The organism is Gordonia sp. BP-119 (genome assembly GCF_016924115.1).
Lineage (GTDB): Bacteria > Actinomycetota > Actinomycetes > Mycobacteriales > Mycobacteriaceae > Gordonia > Gordonia hongkongensis.
The window spans coordinates 1-15,201 of sequence record NZ_JAFFZF010000036.1 but is presented as its reverse complement, the minus strand read 5'-3'; the positions used below and the strand labels follow the sequence as shown (position 1 = coordinate 15,201).

General features: G+C 63.2%; 13 protein-coding genes and 2 pseudogenes. 8 read left to right on the top strand and 7 right to left on the bottom strand.

What is annotated here, in order from left to right:
• Positions 1 to 27: 27 nt before the first annotated feature.
• Positions 28 to 735, bottom strand: coding sequence for a histidine phosphatase family protein (locus tag JW364_RS18610; protein WP_205333994.1), 708 nt, complete (start codon positions 733 to 735; stop codon positions 28 to 30).
• A 104-nt stretch (positions 736 to 839) separates the two neighbouring features.
• Positions 840 to 1,547 (bottom strand): TetR/AcrR family transcriptional regulator, encoded by a 708-nt coding sequence (locus JW364_RS18605; protein ID WP_307814809.1) that lies wholly within the window; start codon positions 1,545 to 1,547, stop codon positions 840 to 842.
• A 90-nt stretch (positions 1,548 to 1,637) separates the two neighbouring features.
• Between JW364_RS18605 and JW364_RS18600 the strand changes: the two genes are divergently transcribed.
• From JW364_RS18600 to JW364_RS18575, 6 genes and pseudogenes are all read left to right on the top strand, one after another.
• On the top strand, positions 1,638 to 2,507 hold the full coding sequence (locus JW364_RS18600) for a TetR/AcrR family transcriptional regulator (protein ID WP_083229472.1): 870 nt from the start codon (positions 1,638 to 1,640) through the stop codon (positions 2,505 to 2,507).
• Positions 2,508 to 2,574: 67 nt separating this feature from the next.
• Positions 2,575 to 3,321: a ThuA domain-containing protein gene (locus JW364_RS18595; protein WP_058252857.1), complete on the top strand. Its 747-nt coding sequence runs from the start codon at positions 2,575 to 2,577 to the stop codon at positions 3,319 to 3,321.
• Positions 3,322 to 3,431: 110 nt separating this feature from the next.
• On the top strand, positions 3,432 to 3,737 hold the full coding sequence (locus tag JW364_RS18590; protein WP_058252858.1) for a hypothetical protein: 306 nt from the start codon (positions 3,432 to 3,434) through the stop codon (positions 3,735 to 3,737).
• Positions 3,734 to 5,128, top strand: a complete 1,395-nt coding sequence (locus tag JW364_RS18585; protein ID WP_078112533.1) for an SRPBCC family protein — start codon at positions 3,734 to 3,736, stop codon at positions 5,126 to 5,128. Before JW364_RS18590 ends, JW364_RS18585 begins: the two co-directional genes overlap by 4 nt.
• 224 nt (positions 5,129 to 5,352) lie before the next feature.
• Complete coding sequence (locus JW364_RS18580; RefSeq protein WP_205333995.1) at positions 5,353 to 5,559, top strand: hypothetical protein; 207 nt, start codon at positions 5,353 to 5,355, stop codon at positions 5,557 to 5,559.
• A gap of 125 nt (positions 5,560 to 5,684) precedes the next feature.
• Positions 5,685 to 6,547: pseudogene (locus JW364_RS18575) on the top strand (LLM class F420-dependent oxidoreductase).
• An 11-nt stretch (positions 6,548 to 6,558) separates the two neighbouring features.
• Here JW364_RS18575 and JW364_RS18570 read toward each other — a convergent pair.
• The 5 genes from JW364_RS18570 to JW364_RS18550 all read right to left on the bottom strand — a co-directional run bounded on the left by JW364_RS18570 (position 6,559) and on the right by JW364_RS18550 (position 9,936).
• Positions 6,559 to 7,839: a nitrate/nitrite transporter gene (locus JW364_RS18570; protein WP_205333996.1), complete on the bottom strand. Its 1,281-nt coding sequence runs from the start codon at positions 7,837 to 7,839 to the stop codon at positions 6,559 to 6,561.
• A gap of 814 nt (positions 7,840 to 8,653) precedes the next feature.
• Positions 8,654 to 9,010: a hypothetical protein gene (locus JW364_RS18565; RefSeq protein ID WP_205333997.1), complete on the bottom strand. Its 357-nt coding sequence runs from the start codon at positions 9,008 to 9,010 to the stop codon at positions 8,654 to 8,656.
• Between the two features lie 126 nt (positions 9,011 to 9,136).
• Positions 9,137 to 9,352, bottom strand: a complete 216-nt coding sequence (locus JW364_RS18560; RefSeq protein ID WP_205333998.1) for a hypothetical protein — start codon at positions 9,350 to 9,352, stop codon at positions 9,137 to 9,139.
• Positions 9,353 to 9,424: 72 nt separating this feature from the next.
• Positions 9,425 to 9,715 (bottom strand): hypothetical protein, encoded by a 291-nt coding sequence (locus tag JW364_RS18555; protein ID WP_205333999.1) that lies wholly within the window; start codon positions 9,713 to 9,715, stop codon positions 9,425 to 9,427.
• Complete coding sequence (locus JW364_RS18550) at positions 9,715 to 9,936, bottom strand: hypothetical protein (RefSeq protein ID WP_205334000.1); 222 nt, start codon at positions 9,934 to 9,936, stop codon at positions 9,715 to 9,717. Before JW364_RS18550 ends, JW364_RS18555 begins: the two co-directional genes overlap by 1 nt.
• A gap of 190 nt (positions 9,937 to 10,126) precedes the next feature.
• Between JW364_RS18550 and JW364_RS24680 the strand changes: the two are divergent.
• Positions 10,127 to 10,552: pseudogene (locus JW364_RS24680) on the top strand (transposase); the annotation flags it as partial.
• Positions 10,553 to 10,590: 38 nt separating this feature from the next.
• Positions 10,591 to 15,099, top strand: a complete 4,509-nt coding sequence (locus tag JW364_RS18540) for a sacsin N-terminal ATP-binding-like domain-containing protein (protein ID WP_205334001.1) — start codon at positions 10,591 to 10,593, stop codon at positions 15,097 to 15,099.
• Positions 15,100 to 15,201 lie beyond the last annotated feature (102 nt).

The window sequence follows — 15,201 nt, the reverse complement described above, 5'->3', positions numbered from 1 at the left end:
GGGGCTGGTTGTTCTGGCGGGGTCGGACTAGAGGTTCATCGCGCCGACGGAGGTCTGGAAGTCGAGCACGTGTGTGAAGTCGTTGACGGACTGCACCGCACGGCGGGTGTCCGCGCCGCGCAACACGTTGACCGACGTGTGGTGAACGCGGACCGGCATGTCGAAACCGCTTCCGAGCGCGTCGGCGAGCACGGCATTGATCACCCCGCTGTGGCAGGTGACCACCACGCGCTCGCCGAGGTGCGCGTCGACGATCCGGCCGATCTCGCCGAGCACTCGCGCACGGAAGGCCACCGGGTCCTCCGCGTACGGGAACGGTTCGTAGCTGCGGGTCCTGATGTGTTCGCGGAAGATCCGGGATATCTCGTCGTGCGGAAGGGTCTCGAACGGCGATTCGTCGGCAGGGAAGGACTGCCACGGCTCGTACTCGGTCAGGGTGTCGCGGACGATCGGTTCCAGACCGTGATGGGCGGCGATGGCCCGGCCGGTGTCGAGGGCCCGGCGCAGCGGCGAACTGTAGACGGCATCAACGGTGTGGGTGGCGAGCCGGTCGGCCACGGCGCGCACCTGTCGCTGCCCGAGGCCGGACAGAGGCGGATCGACGGTCTCAGCTGCGCTGAGCTCCTTGCTCAGCGCCTGCTCGCCGTGGCGGATGAGCACGAGTTCGCACAGTCCGGCCAGCGGCGCGAACGGGTTGTCGAGATCGATCGAGCGCGCACGAGTCTGGTTGGGCACGGCTCCAGTGAACCATAAACTAGGTTCTCTATAAAGATACTATCGCGAACCGCCTGCTCAGGTGAACGATCAGACGTCGAAGCTATAGGTTCGAGGGTGTCACATCACACGCTGGCGATGTCGGCGGCGAGCTCACGCACTTCGTCGGAGAAGCGCCGGCGCCCCAGGTTCGCGAGGACGACGTCCTCGGTGAGCCACGACGACGCGGACACCTCGAGGAGGCTGGACAGTGCCGTTGCCGCAGCGGCCTGCTTGGCCTTGGACGTGATGCGGTCCCGCACCCGCAACTCGGCGGAGAAGATCGCGAGCATCTCCAGACGCACCTCCCGGCGCAGCGCCTCGATCGACAGACTCCATCCGGGCGACCGCACGAAGTAGACCAGCGACGCCGCCCGGTGGGCGTCGGTCCACTCGAGAACCGAGACGATCACGTCGCCGAGCGAGGCGTCGGGATCGGCGTCGATCTCCGTGCGCAGTTGGGTGAGCATCTGCTCGGCGAAGATCCGCAGTCCACCGAGGAGTACCTCCTCCTTGGAGGGATAGTGGTAATACACTGCCGCCGAGGTCATCTGCGCCTCGGCGGCGATGTCGGCGACGGTGACGTCCTCGATCGACCGCATGGAGTACAGGTGCATCGCCGCCTCGACGACGACGTCGCGTCGAGACGGCCGGTGCGCGGCCCGCTTCGCGCCGCTGCCGCCACTCGGAGCGCTCGCCGACGCGCGCCCGGCGTTGCGTCGGCCGGAAGTGCTTCGTCCTGAGGGATTCTTGCCCGCCATGCGATAGATCATGACAGCATCGGGGGCTGCCACGGGCTGTGCCATCCTGATGGCACGCCGTGAACGGAACCGGGAGGTCTGCGCCACGGCGGATCGGGACGGGGAGCACGGCGAGGAGGACGTATGGCGAGATCGAGGCGAGACAACGCCCGGCCGGCCGACGGCATGTCGGAGTCGGACGCCGACTGGCTCGGCTGGGATTCGACCCCGGCTGCCGACGACATCGCACTGGCGGCCGCGGATCCGGGGGCGGGCACCGGCCCACAGGAGGACGTCGATCCCGACGCCGCACCCGACATCTCGCCGGTGGAACACGAGGCCGGCGCCGAGGGCGCACCGCCGGACTCACCGGTCCAGAACGGGTCGGGCGCCGGCAACGGCACGACCGCGCACCGTCCGTCGCGGCGGCATCTCATCGTGAAGGCCGCGGTTCGGGTGTTCTCGCGAAAGGGGTTCGCGGAGGCCTCCATCCAGGAGATCGCCACCGAGGCGGGAATGGTCCCGACCGCGGTCTACTATCACTTCGCCAGCAAAGAGGAGCTCTTCGAGAGCGCACTCGGCTATGCGATGGACGCGAGTTCGGCCGCGGCGCAGTCGGCTCGACCGGACGATGTGTCCGCGAGCGCGGACTCGTTCAAGGACGTCGTCGCCGCGGTCTGGGACTGGACCGCCGAGCACCCCAATTCCGCCCGCATGCTGTTCCTGCAGATGGCCGGCGGCGCGACCCCCGGGACCCGGCTGCTGACGAAGGAGTACGAGGAACGGCACATCCGACGTGCGTTCGACTACTTCCCGGCCGGTGAGGACCCGCCCAACCGGCGTGCGGCCACCGCACAGCACGCGGCGCGCACCCTCCGGGTCCGGACGATGATCGCGATGACCATCGCCATCCAACCCCTGCGTATCGAGGGTGGGCCGCTGTCGGACATCCCGGTCCCCAGTCTGCGCACCGCGACGACCGACGTCTGCACCAAGATGATCGAAGGCCGCTGACCCGAGCCGAGCCCGTCAAGTAACTTTAATTCCGAAACAGTTACTCCGATGCAGGTTGGACTCGAACATGCGCATCCTCGCGATCACCGGCGGCCACTCCTTCGACCGAGCCGCGTTCGCCGATCTCCTCGACGCCCTTCCCGGTGAGGTCACCTGGCGCGAACATCCCGACGCCGCGATCGGGCCCGACGACCTCGCCGACCACGACGTGTCCCTTCACTACGACATGCCGGGCACCCTGCCCGAACCGTACGACCCGCCGGAGTCGTTGCGGGACTGTCTGCGCGCGGCCCGCGAGACGGGGCACGGATACGTCGTCCTGCATCATGCGATCGCGAGCTGGGCCAACTGGGACGAGTGGTCGGAGTTCGTCGGCGGCCGCTACCTGTACCAGCCCGGAACCGTGCGCGGGGCACCGCGCCCCGACTCCGGCTATCGGCATGCGGTGGAGCAGCGGATCACCATCGAGGACAGCACCCACCCGGTGACCGCGGACCTGCCGGCACATCTCGACCTCGTCGACGAGACCTATCTCTGCGAGGTGTTCGAGGACTCCGTGACGCCGTTGCTGCGGACGAACGCACCGATGACCGACGACGTGCACTTCTCCACCGCACTGGCCATGTCCGGGCGGCGGGATGAACGGGAGGGGTGGCAGCACGCCGAGGGATCGTCGCTGGTCGGCTGGTGTCGCACCAACGGTGCATCCCGCCTGGTCTACCTCCAGCCCGGCGACACCGCGGCCACACTCGCCCACCCGGACTATCGGTCCCTGATCGCCAACTCACTGCGGTGGGCAGCCCGTTCCATCTGAACTTTTTTTACAGCGAATACAGTTCGATGTGTTGCCGCTCACTCTCGGTGCTACAGTTAGTGAATACGCTGCCAAGTAAGAGGCGCGCCAGCCCCACCGAGGAGAACCCGATGCGTCAGATCCAGCATCCGATGAGTCGAGCCATCTACGAATTCGACGAGGACTTCAACGTCCTCGTGACCACCAAGGACGGCAAGACCGGCACCTTCGACCCCGAAGGCCGGTATCTGCACGGCGAAGTGAAATCCGTCGACCCGGAGATGGCCCGCTGGGTCGGTCTCGGTCCGCGCGAGCCCGTCCCCATCACCCAGAACCGTCGCTTCATGGGCGCTGCCAAGCTCCTGGAGAAGATGCAGGCGGACCGACTCGCCGACGAAGCCCGCAGCAATCGCCTGGCCGAAGGAGGCAAATTGTGACCGAGATCGACACACGCACCCCCGGATCGTCGGCATCCGACGACGAGCAGGCCGACTACGTCGCCAGCTACCAGCGACTGCTCGACACCGACACCCACCCGGTCCCGCAGGTCCTGCGGGAGGAGACCCACGACCTCTACGAGGATCAGAACTTCATCCCGGTCTCGCGGTACATCAGCCGCAAGTATCACGAGCTCGAGCGAGATCGTATGTGGTACAAGGTCTGGCAGATGGCGTGTCGTGAAGAGGAGATCCCCGAGCCCGGCGACACGCACATCTACGAGATCTGCGACAAGTCGATCCTCGTCGTGCGCGGCAAGGACATGTCCATCCGCGCGTTCTACAACTCGTGCCTGCACCGCGGCCGGATGCTCCGCGAGGAGAGCGGTCCCGCGGGCAACGACCTGCGTTGTCCGTTCCACGGCTTCTGCTGGAACCTGGACGGATCGCTGAAATCCATGACGTGCGAATGGGATTTCCCCCACGTCGACAAGGATGCAATGAACCTTCCGCAGGTCAAGGTCGACACCTGGGGCGGCTTCGTCTTCATCAACATGGACCCGCAGTCGGAGTCGCTTGCCAGCTTCCTCGGCGACCTGGGCAAGCACTTCGAGGCCTGGCCGCTGGAGGATCGCTACATCCAGGCGCACGTCGCGAAGGTCATCGACGCGAACTGGAAGATCGCCCAGGAGGCGTTCTCGGAGGCCTTCCACGTCATCACCACCCACCCGCAACGTGTTGTGGGAACGGGGGATTCGAACAGCCAGTACGACTCGTGGGGCAACTTCAACCGCGGGATCACCGCCAACGGCGTGCCCAGCCCGCACATCAAGTTCACCCCGAGCGAGCAGGAGATGTTCGACTCGATGGTGGATGCGCGCATCGACGAGGACCCGATGGTCACCCTGCCCGACGGTGTCACCGCGCGCGAGATGTCCGGCCTGCTCGCCCGCGAGGGGCTCCGCGAGGTCATCGGTGATGTGAAGGCGGACAACATGTCCGACGCCGAGTCACTCGACAGCATCTACTACACGGTGTTCCCGAACTTCCATCCGTGGGGCGCTTACCAGCGCATCGTCTACCGGTTCCGGCCGAACGGCGACGACCACAACACGTCGATCATGGACGTCTACTTGCTGGCGCCGTTCACCGGGCCGCGTCCGCCGGCCGCGAAGGTGCAGTGGCTGACGCCCGAACAGACCTGGATCGACGCCACGGTCCTCGGCAGCTCGGCCCGCGTGTTCGACCAGGACGCGTACAACATGCCGAAGGTGCACCGCGGCCTGAAGACCACCACCCAGAAGTACCTGCCGATGGCGGCGTACCAGGAACTCAAGATCCGCCACATGCACCACCTGCTCGCGAAGTGGGTGGGCGAGGAAGTCGACTGATCCCCCCGTCGTCGATGATCTCGACTCGGCGCTGCGACTTCGGATGAAGCCGCAGCGCCGACTTCGTTCTGTACTCGCCGACTGTGCACTCGCCGCTAATTGAGCTGCCTCCGCTGGTTGAGCTGCCCCCGCTGGTTGAGCCGCCCCTCGCTGGTTGAGCTCCCCCCGCTGGTTGAGCTCCCCCCGCTGGTTGAGCTTGTCGAAACCACTCCCTGCTGATCGGCATGATGGTGGGTGTGTTGATGCTGACGCTGATGCTCGTCGCCGGGGCCGCTGCTGCCGGGTGCGCGATGACGGCGGCGTACGTCTACCTGCGGCCCGGTGACGACCATGTGCGCGCCGAACGGCTCGCCCGGCGGTGGCTGATCGCGACGGCGGTCCTCGGCGTCACCGCGCTGTGTCTTCGACTCGGATGGCTGCTGCTGAGTTGAGATCCAGTACGTAGGCCACAGCGCAAAATGCGGGATTCGTGTCGGAAACCGTTACGTATCCCTCACTCTGTTCTGCTGAGGCATACGATGCCGAGCAGTACCCGACCCACGGATTCGGAGTCATGATCCGACTCGGACTACACGCGCTGGGCATCGGGACCGGGGCACGCCGCGACATCATCGACGCCGTGGCCCGCGAAGCCGAGGCACGTGGTTTCCGCACACTGTGGTGCGGCGAGCATGTTGTGATGGTCGACGACCCGGCGTCGCCGTACCCGTACACCCCCGACAAGAAGATCGCGGTTCCCGCCGAAGCGGACTGGCTCGACCCGACGATCGCCCTCTCCTTCGCCGCCGCGGCCACCACCACGATCCGGCCCGCCACCGGGGTGCTGCTGCTCCCCGAACACAACCCGATCATCATGGCCAAAACAGGCCGCGTCGCTCGACCTTCTCAGCGGGGGACGACTGACCCTTGGCGTGGGGATCGGTTGGTCCCGTGAGGAATTCGACGCACTGGGGGTGCCGTTCGCCCGACGAGGCGCCCGGACCGACGCCTACGTGGACGCGATGCGCGTGCTCTGGCGCGACGAGATCGTCACACATCGCTCGGAATTCGCTGCCTTCGAGAGCATCCGGGTCAATCCGAAACCCGGCGGCGGGCCGGATTCCGCTTGTCGTGGGCGGCAACAGTGATCAGGCGTTGCGCCGGGTCGTCGGCTGGGGTGATGGCTGGTACGGATTCAACCTCGACGACGTCGACGCGGTGGCTGATCGTATCCGCACGATCGACCGGCTCTGCCAGGAGAGCGGACGCGACCGTTCCGATCTCGATATCGCGGTCGCGCTGCGGAATCCGGTTCCCGCTGACCGCGCCGGTCTCGACGCTCTCGGCGTCGACGAACTGGTGCTGGTGGAGTCACCGCCCGCGGATTCCGATGCGGTGCCGGGATGGTTGGACGAGCTGGCGGACCGCTGGGCGGTCTGAGGCGGACGGAACTAGCGCGACCACCGTTCCGGCTCCTCACGCAACAGACGCGCACGCCCCTTGCGGCGATAGCGGTAGATCTGGACCGCGCCCAGCCCCCAGAGCATGAACTGCGCCGACATCGCCCAGGTGAACGCCTCCGGCGGATATCCCTGGATCCCGTCCGGGGTTCGCCAGTCGAGGATGAGACCGATGAGCCCCGCGAGGATCAAGCTGGCAATGAAACCCGCCTGGTTGATGATCCCGGTGGCCGTGCCCGCCCGCGATGCCGGATTGGAGGTGCGGCCGACATCGAAACCGATCATCGACGCCGGACCGCCCATTCCACAGACCACCACGAGCAGCACGAGTAGCGCGAACGGCGCACCGCCGGGCCACGCCAGTACCACCGTCCAGGTGGCCGCGATACCCGCCAGCACCATCAGGACAACCGTCGACCGGTGCCACGGCCACCAGGTGATCAGCCACGCGAAGATCGGGCCGAACGCCATGATGGCGAACACCATGATCGTCAGGAGCAGGCCCGCCGCACCGGCGCTCATCCCCTCGCCCTCGACGAAGAAGGGGTAGCCCCACAACAGGCCCAGGACGGTGGCGCTGAAGTGGGTCGAGAAGTGCATCCAGAAACCCAGTCGGGTGCCGGGGTGATCCCACGACTCGCGAAGGTTTCGCCGGATACCGGTCAACCCGAGCATCGGTCCCGACACCGACCGGACCGCCGCAGAATCGCGGACGACGACCAGTGCGACCACGAGCAGAACGGCGCCGATCCCAGCGGTGGCCAGGTACGCGCGACTCCATCCGAAGGTGGACAGTGCCCAGGTCATCGGTATGGCGGCCGTGACCGCGCCGAGTTGGCCGAGCACGCCGGTGAGCTGCGTGATCAGCGGGATCCGCCGCGCTGGGAACCAACTCGTCACCAGTCGCAGGACACACACGAAGGTCATGGCGTCGCCCACCCCGACGAAGAACCGCGACGACAGCGCCCACGCGTAGTTGTCCGCGAACGCGAAGCTCATCTGGGCAAGCGTGAGGATCAGCGTTCCGCTGAGGAGAATCCGACGCGGCCCGAATCGGTCGACGAGAAGACCGACCGGGACTTGCATCAGTGCGTACACCAGCAGTTGGAGCACGACGAAGGTCGACAATTGCGACGCGCTGATCTCGAAGCGCTCGGCAGCCAGCAGGCCGGCAACGGCCAATGAGGAGCGCTGCAGCACCGCAACGAAGTAGACCGCGACCCCGACGACCCAGATGATCATCGCCTGCCGCGAGCCGGACGACGAGGTCATCGGCATGCCTCGCGGTCCGGCCTCACCGGCAAAACTCTTTCGATCACCTAACTATTGTCCGGTACGGGGCGTGGGACCCTGTCCGGGCCCCGCCTTGAGCGCGATCACGACTCCACAGTGAGGGATCTGTACCGGAAACCGAGACGAATCCCGCACTCTGCGCGGTCGGTGCCGCTATCGGTGATTGTTGAGACTGGGACCCAGGCGAAACACCAGTGTTGAGACAGCCCATGAGCTCAGTGATGAGACTTGGATGATTAGGTTTGCCTAATCATCAAGCTTCCGTCCTGGATGGGCTGACATGTCCAGATGCAGCGAAGATTGGTTGGACCGGAACTGTGTCAAGGGGTTTGAGCCCAGCCACTGTTAGGCGGCTCCCGGATGCGAGTGAGAGGTAAGACGCTACGCGCCGACGAGCACTCTTGCCGGCCTCTTACATAACCTCAAGTGCTCATCGCCATGCGTAGTGTCCCAACCAAGATTACTGGCTCACCATGTTTCCCCACGGCGATCTAGTTCGTACCTTAGATCGTTGGCCCTGGTTATATGCGCGAGTGCTTCCTCAGCAAACCGAAGTGATAGCTGGACATTTTGCGACGTCGGCCCCTTGAACACGCTACGTCTCTTCATCAATTCATCGCTGCGCTCGCGAAGCCGGGTGCTTTCGGCTTCGAAATAAGCTATCTTTGTTCTAATCTCACGCACCGAAAGATCTGAATCTGATGACATCTCAGTCTACTTTCATATCCAAGGTTAAAACTTCCAATCATTTATTCTCTCTGAATGTTATCAAATCCGAGAATCTTCGCTCCAGCTACCGCAGTTTCTGTTGCGCGCGCTGCACCGCACGGCGAACATCATTACCCGATGGATTACGCAATGTCTCTTTTCCAAGGTGCTTCCCATCAACCGCCGTAGCTGTTATGTCAACTTCATTCGCCCGCTCGCGAAACACGACATGTACGTGTGGTCGTGATGATGTGGGATAACCACGTTCATCGACTTCGATGAACATATCGATCTTGTCATTCTCGACCTTGGAATAGAACTCGGACAACCCGTTCACTTTTCTCATTTCAAGAATTCCAATCGTTTGGCAAGTCGACTCGTGCGTACTTGCAAATCTTAAGACCGAATCGGGCCGATCGGCAAGCATCTCGGATTTGCCCATTTGGTCACGGAAGAAACAGGAGGCCTCGGACGCTTTCGGCTGGATGACGCGAGGCCGAGCTCTTCAATCACCCAAATCTGATGCTGCGCAACCGTGGGAGTCCGCTACCGAACGACGCCCAGGCGATCACTTGAGAGAACCGCTAATTCCCGGCCGATAACTTTTGCGAATATTTTCCGCTACATGCCTTTCGAGTTGGGATTGCGGATAGCTTTCTCCTGAACTATTCAAATTGCGCACAGCTGACTGTATGTCAGCCGTCGCGACAGCTTGGCCAAGGCTGGCTGCCGAAATAAGTGATGCTGCCAATTCGGTAGCAATTTCGGTTAATTTCTTGGACATTCCCTACCTCGGTTCATTGTTCTTCTATGAGTGTCAGTACTGGATAAAGTAGACCTTCCAGCCTTGCACTGATTAGCTCAAGAATTCCGCCAGTCCATCTGCCAAATCGTTCCATGGTGACGCTTCAACGCTGCTGTACGCTCCCGAAGCCCACGCGGCAATTGCCTTCTTGCTGGCGTGGCTGTTCATAGCCGTGACGAACTCACGGAGCCTCGGATCCTTCACCATCAGCAGATCACAGTAAGCAACAATATTGGCTACGTGTGGGCGAATTTCCTCGGGATTCGAATCGGCAGACTGAATCGTACCGACGATCGCATCGATAATATCTTGATCATCACTAGATATATTGTCGACGGCCATCAGTCCACGACCTCGCCGTACTTGTGCTGTAACATCCATTTGAAGTTGTCGACCGCATCTTCCCATGTTTGAATCTGTTCGTCGAAGACTGCAAGAGTGGACGCGCGCACCGTGTGGTGGGCATTCGCCAACTTCCCCACAGCTTCGTTGCGATTCGCACGCGCTTCCGCAAGGTGCGCTCGGGCCGACTCTAGGTTGTTGCGGAACATCTCTGCACTCACGAACGCGCCTCCCATTCATTGCATCGAACCGGTGCTTAACGAGGCTAGCGGATATGCTTCAAACACGCGCTTCCAGGCGGAAATCTCAGCGAAAGCTCACTCCGGCGCAGCACTCTTGACGTATCAATGAAGTGCTCCGCGGCAAACCGCAGCGACCGCCCAGTCGGCACTGTTGTTTGTCCCGAGTCCGGTAGCCGGCGACAAACTGACGCTGAGTCGTCAGCGGGTACAGCAGGACACCTGCGGGCACCGCGGCCGGTCCGGTGATCCGTTGTTCGGTATCCGCAAGAGCCTGCTCAACCGCCACGGTCTGCTCACCGGGAAGCAGAAGACCAAGCTGAAAGCCGGATCGGACGCCCGAAGGAGCATCTGGCGGTGTCGATCACCTACGCGGTCTATCGGGACCTGATCAGCGCCTACGAGCGCGAGAACAAGCGTGACGGCAAGATCGTGATCTGCAAGGTGCTCAAAAAGATTCAGTCGGCCTGCCGGCCGGTCTGGCCGAACTCGCCCAACTCGGACGATCATTGTGGGCGCGACGTGCCGAGATCCTGGCCTACTTCGACAGCCGCGCCTCCAACGGCCCGTCGAAGCCATCAACGGCCGTCTCGAACACTACTGTGAACTGCGGGATCGCGGGGGTAGATTTCGACCGTGACTGGCGAAATCTGGTGGTTCGAGGCGGTCGAGGCTACCGAGGCCGCGCGTGAAGTTGTCCACCACGATCCAGACTCTGATTGGGAGCGCATCCCGATCCCGGCGGATGCCAGCGCCGCTTCGGCCAGTCTTTCTGCGCTGGCAAACGAGTACCAGAAGCTCCCTCCGAGTATTCGAGGTGCGCTGGGCCGCGCCACGGAGAATGCAGCGCAGCTCTCGGACGACCGGTTGCAGGGACTCGCCGAGCTATTGCAGAACGCTGACGACGAGGGTGCCGATACCGCCTGTTTCCTGGTTGCTGGCGACCGCCTGATGTTCGGGCACAACGGGAACGACTTCACCTTGCCCGACGTGTGGGGCCTGACGATTCCGTGGCTCAGCGAGAAGACGAGCCAAGCCGAGAAGTTGGGGCGGTTCGGTATTGGACTAAAAACCCTCCAAAGCCTCTCCGAGACACTAGAAGGCCACAACGGCCATTTCCATCTCAGCCTCGGGCGAAGCGCCCTGCAGACCGCCGACGCCGACCCGAGGTGGCCGAATAAGCCCGACGATGCAACCACCGTCTTCGTCGTGCCTTTCCAGCATGGAGCGACCACAGAGCTGGAGGTATCCGACTGGCTCAATGCATGGGGCGACGCCGGTCTGCTCTTCCTGCGTTCACTCCGCTCGGTGACCCTCCTGGATGTGGAAGGGCATCTGGTGACGCGCCTGCGCGTAACAGCCGACGAATTGGAACCAGTCGAGTTCGCTGGGAGGGAGGCGCTCCGGACGATGGTGACAGCTGAAGATGGCCGAACCTGGCTGCGCTACTCACGGAATACCAAGAGCCCTACCGGCCATCGTGCCGGAAAATCGCACCATAATACGACTCCCGTCGCTATCGCGTTCCCAAGATTCGATGGCGACACGGGGCATGTCCACATAGGGCTTCCGGTGAGATCAATCGGACTGCCGTTCCGCTTCAGTGCACAGTTCGACCCGCTTGCCAACCGACGCGACCTAGCCGACAGTCAATGGAACATCGATCTCCTCGGGCTGGTCGCTGACCTGTGGCTCGACGCCGCGCTGGACGCGTTTCATATCGAACCCGCGGGCGCTTGGGCAGACGTGCCACTCCTTCACGACTACACAGCTGACCGCTTTGCGGCGAGCGCGCTCGATGAATCGCTCCTCGACCGGCTGTTGACAGCCGCGCGATTGGCATTCTCAAAAGGACTCCGTCTCGAAGGGCGCGACGGGGACGAGCACCCGTTGCGTGACCTGGCCTACGAGACACCGGACCTCACCGACATATTGACCGAAGACGACATCCGCGATTTGGCCAACGCAGCCGATGTCGTCGCGGCGCGCAACAGGTCCGACAATGACCGATGGCGTGCCGTCATCGCCGACTTGAAGGATCTCGGGGGCGAGACGCCTGCGTTGGTGGATGTTCACAGCGCCGCCCAGCTTCTGACGGTCGACGGTCGAACAATCGAGTTCGTCGCTGACCTGACTGCCGCCGTAATCGCCGTTGCCACAAACACCGACGAAGAGGACGCCGATCTCTCTTCCGAACTCTATGCCTCGACCTGCGTCGTCCTCGATGACGGACGCCGCACCAGCCCCGAAGCTGCAACCGGGTTAGACGTGCTCCTACCCCGAGAAGCATCCCAGCTCTGGTCCTCGCTTGGAATCGGTGCCCACATACACCCGACCTACTCGGACAGACCCACGTGGTCGGTGATCGCCCAATGGCTCCACGACTCAAACGCGCTGCGCCAGACCGCAACGGACGAGGACGCGCTCCGGGTGCTAGCCGAAGCTGGCCGAATGGACGTCGAACTGCCCGAGCCTCTGACGGATGACCAGGCCAACGCCATCCGCGCAGCCCTTGAGCCAGTGGATGATTCGGTGCGAACCCAACTCGCCGCTGGAATCGGCCACGCCATCAGACTCGAAGCAACGGTGTACGACGCCAACGGTAATCGGACCCAAGTCTACGCCCGGCCAGCAGAGGCGTACTTCATCGAGAAGGAACGGAACAGCTGGTCGAACGCTGCCAAGAGGACGCCCGGACTGGTCTGGCTTCATCGCCGCTACTCGGAGGCATTGCGGGCGCCAACAGGTCGTGCAGGAATCGGTGCTCAACGGTTCTTCCGTCTCTTGGGCGCAGAGAACCTTCCGCGGCTAACGCTTTTTCCCGATGACGCCGCCCACTACAAGCAGTTCGCGTACCACGGGTCTGGCCTATGGTGGTACGCGCCGGGCTCACCCTCACGCCGCGTGCGCCAGATGAACGAGGTCGGGGCGCAGTGCACTCGTGACGACCACGCAGCTCCCGATCTTAAGAAGGTTCTTGCCGACATCACCGCCGAGAAGAACGGCAAGCAGCGACGAAAGCGAGCAAACGCTCTCATCGGCTGTCTCGCCCGAAACTGGGATCGCCTCGAACCGCACGCAAGAGTCATCGCTGCCAATCCATACAACGGCTGGGACAACAAAGGCGAGGTCGACTCGTGGTGGATCAGCACCGCGGCCTCTATCCCGTGGCTTAGCAATGGACGAGGACGACCAACAGCCCCCGGCGAGTTGCGAATCAGAACCCCTACCAACGAGGCGATGCACGGTACCGACCCTGCCCTCTACCTCGCCGAGTCCTACGACGTGGCGGGGCATCGCGAAGTGTTGTCGGCGCTCGGAGTGGAGGGCAACCCGACCGTTGCTGCACTCATAAGGCGAATCGAGCAGATCCGGACCCTGCACCAGTCCGGACGGCCTGCGAGCCCGAATGGGCAAGGCGGGCATCCGATGACGGCACAGGAAGCGGCCGATCTGGCTGCGCCGTTCTACCAAGCACTGGCAGCCGAAGTTCACGGCGGAATCGCCCAGCGTGTGGGCAATATGCAGCTCAGTGTGCTTCGAAACCACTTTGACCGCGGCGACGGTTTGATCGTCACAAACCATGGATGGAGACGCACGGCTCTGGCGCGATCGGGCCCCCCGATCTTTGGAGACTTGTTCGCGTTCGTCCCTGCGGTCAGCGGCGCAGAGCGCCTGTGGACGGCATTGAGAGTGCCCGCCCCAACAGCCGACGACGCAAAGAGCGTCATCAAGAAGCTCGCAACTCGATCCCTTAGCACCGATGAGCAACAGATCATGCTGGAGGCCCTGCGGATCTTGGCGCGAACTCCTCCCGAACGCCTTGGCCAACTCCGCCGCCAGCCGGTGTATATCGGCAGCGGCTGGTCACGCAGACGACCTGTCTATGCGGTCGAGAATCCGCTCCTCGCCGACGGGCTCAAGACGAAGGTCGCCATTTGGCAGCCTGGCGGGCAGCTGACCCAACTCAAGTCACTCATCGACCCACTCGCACTCACTTCCATCGACGAGGCCCACGCACATGTACTCCACGAAAGCTCGGCCATCTACGACGCCGACCTCACCGACCTATTCAGGCGCGCTACGCAGAACCTACAGACCGACCTGACCCAAAGCGCGCCAGCATCTGCTGAAGCAATTCGTCTAACCTGGGAAGAGCTCTGCCGCTTCCAGGTCGCAGTGCTCCCGAATCTGCAGGTCCAGGTCACCCTGCCCGACGGTTCAGGCCATCGAGTGGCGTTGACTGCTTGGCTGGATTCCAACCGGTCGACCTTGTTCGTTCACTCTGCTGAGGAAACCAGCCGGGCGCGCAGCGGCGGATACGCGATTGCGTCCAGCTTCGAGACCAATCCGCGCGAAATCGCGCATGCATGGCTAGCCGCCTGGGCCGACGCAGAAGCAGGCGCGCAGGCAGAGCTAGTAGTCTCCGCGGCCGCACGCGAAGCCGAAGACAAACTCCGTCGGGAGAAGAGCCACGCAGCGTTGAACCTCCTGCCGACATCGAAGCAACCGGTGGCGCGACCTGCCCGAAAACGACAGAAGCGCACGACAGGCCAGGGCACGGCCGACAACGCTCCACCGCGCCCAAAGGCACGCACCCTCGTCGACCCCAATTACTTGGTACTTCGAGATGCCACTGGGGAACTCATCGTCAATGCACCTCGAGACGAGGGAGACACAGACAGGTCAGGCGCGACCGGCAGACACGCAGCCGGCGAGCCCACATTGAAAGACCCGAAGCGCGACCACCCCAAGAAGCCCGGTGGCGGAGGGCGGGGTCCGCTCAACTACACGGCGCAGGAACGTGAGGACGCGGGACTCGAACTTTTACGGTTGGTACTCGCTAGCGACGATTGCGAACTGACGGACGTTCGACACCAACCCAAGGTGGGAGCCGACGCAGTCGATGATCAGGACAGGTACTACGAACTCAAGGTTCACCAGGGCGCGATCCCGGACACCGTCAAGCTCGAGGACAGCCAGATCCAGCGAGCGATGGCAGCCCCCGATGACTTCTTCCTCGTCCTCGTGGGCAACATAGAAGATGGACACGGAAGTCCCGAGGTCAGAATCATCCACGATCCCCTCCACCACCTGACAGTTCAGCCACAAGGCGCGGTAGTAGTGCCCCATAGGGTGGTGTAACTCGGTGGCCGAGATCGCCTGCAGCTACGTGTTGTACACGGATGTAGAGCGGCCACCGTGTGATCCTTCGAGTCAACCGTCTAAAGAATCCTCGAGGAGTCA

Bases quoted from the DNA above. Each gene is read 5' to 3' on its own strand.
- JW364_RS18600 (WP_083229472.1), top strand. From the start codon at position 1,638: ATGGCGAGATCGAGGCGAGACAACGCCCGGCCGGCCGACGGCATGTCG.
- JW364_RS18595 (WP_058252857.1), top strand. From the start codon at position 2,575: ATGCGCATCCTCGCGATCACCGGCGGCCACTCCTTCGACCGAGCCGCG.
- JW364_RS18590 (WP_058252858.1), top strand. From the start codon at position 3,432: ATGCGTCAGATCCAGCATCCGATGAGTCGAGCCATCTACGAATTCGAC.
- JW364_RS18580 (WP_205333995.1), top strand. From the start codon at position 5,353: ATGATGGTGGGTGTGTTGATGCTGACGCTGATGCTCGTCGCCGGGGCC.
- JW364_RS18570 (WP_205333996.1), bottom strand. From the start codon at position 7,839: ATGACCTCGTCGTCCGGCTCGCGGCAGGCGATGATCATCTGGGTCGTC.
- JW364_RS18565 (WP_205333997.1), bottom strand. From the start codon at position 9,010: ATGGGCAAATCCGAGATGCTTGCCGATCGGCCCGATTCGGTCTTAAGA.
- JW364_RS18560 (WP_205333998.1), bottom strand. From the start codon at position 9,352: ATGTCCAAGAAATTAACCGAAATTGCTACCGAATTGGCAGCATCACTT.
- JW364_RS18555 (WP_205333999.1), bottom strand. From the start codon at position 9,715: ATGGCCGTCGACAATATATCTAGTGATGATCAAGATATTATCGATGCG.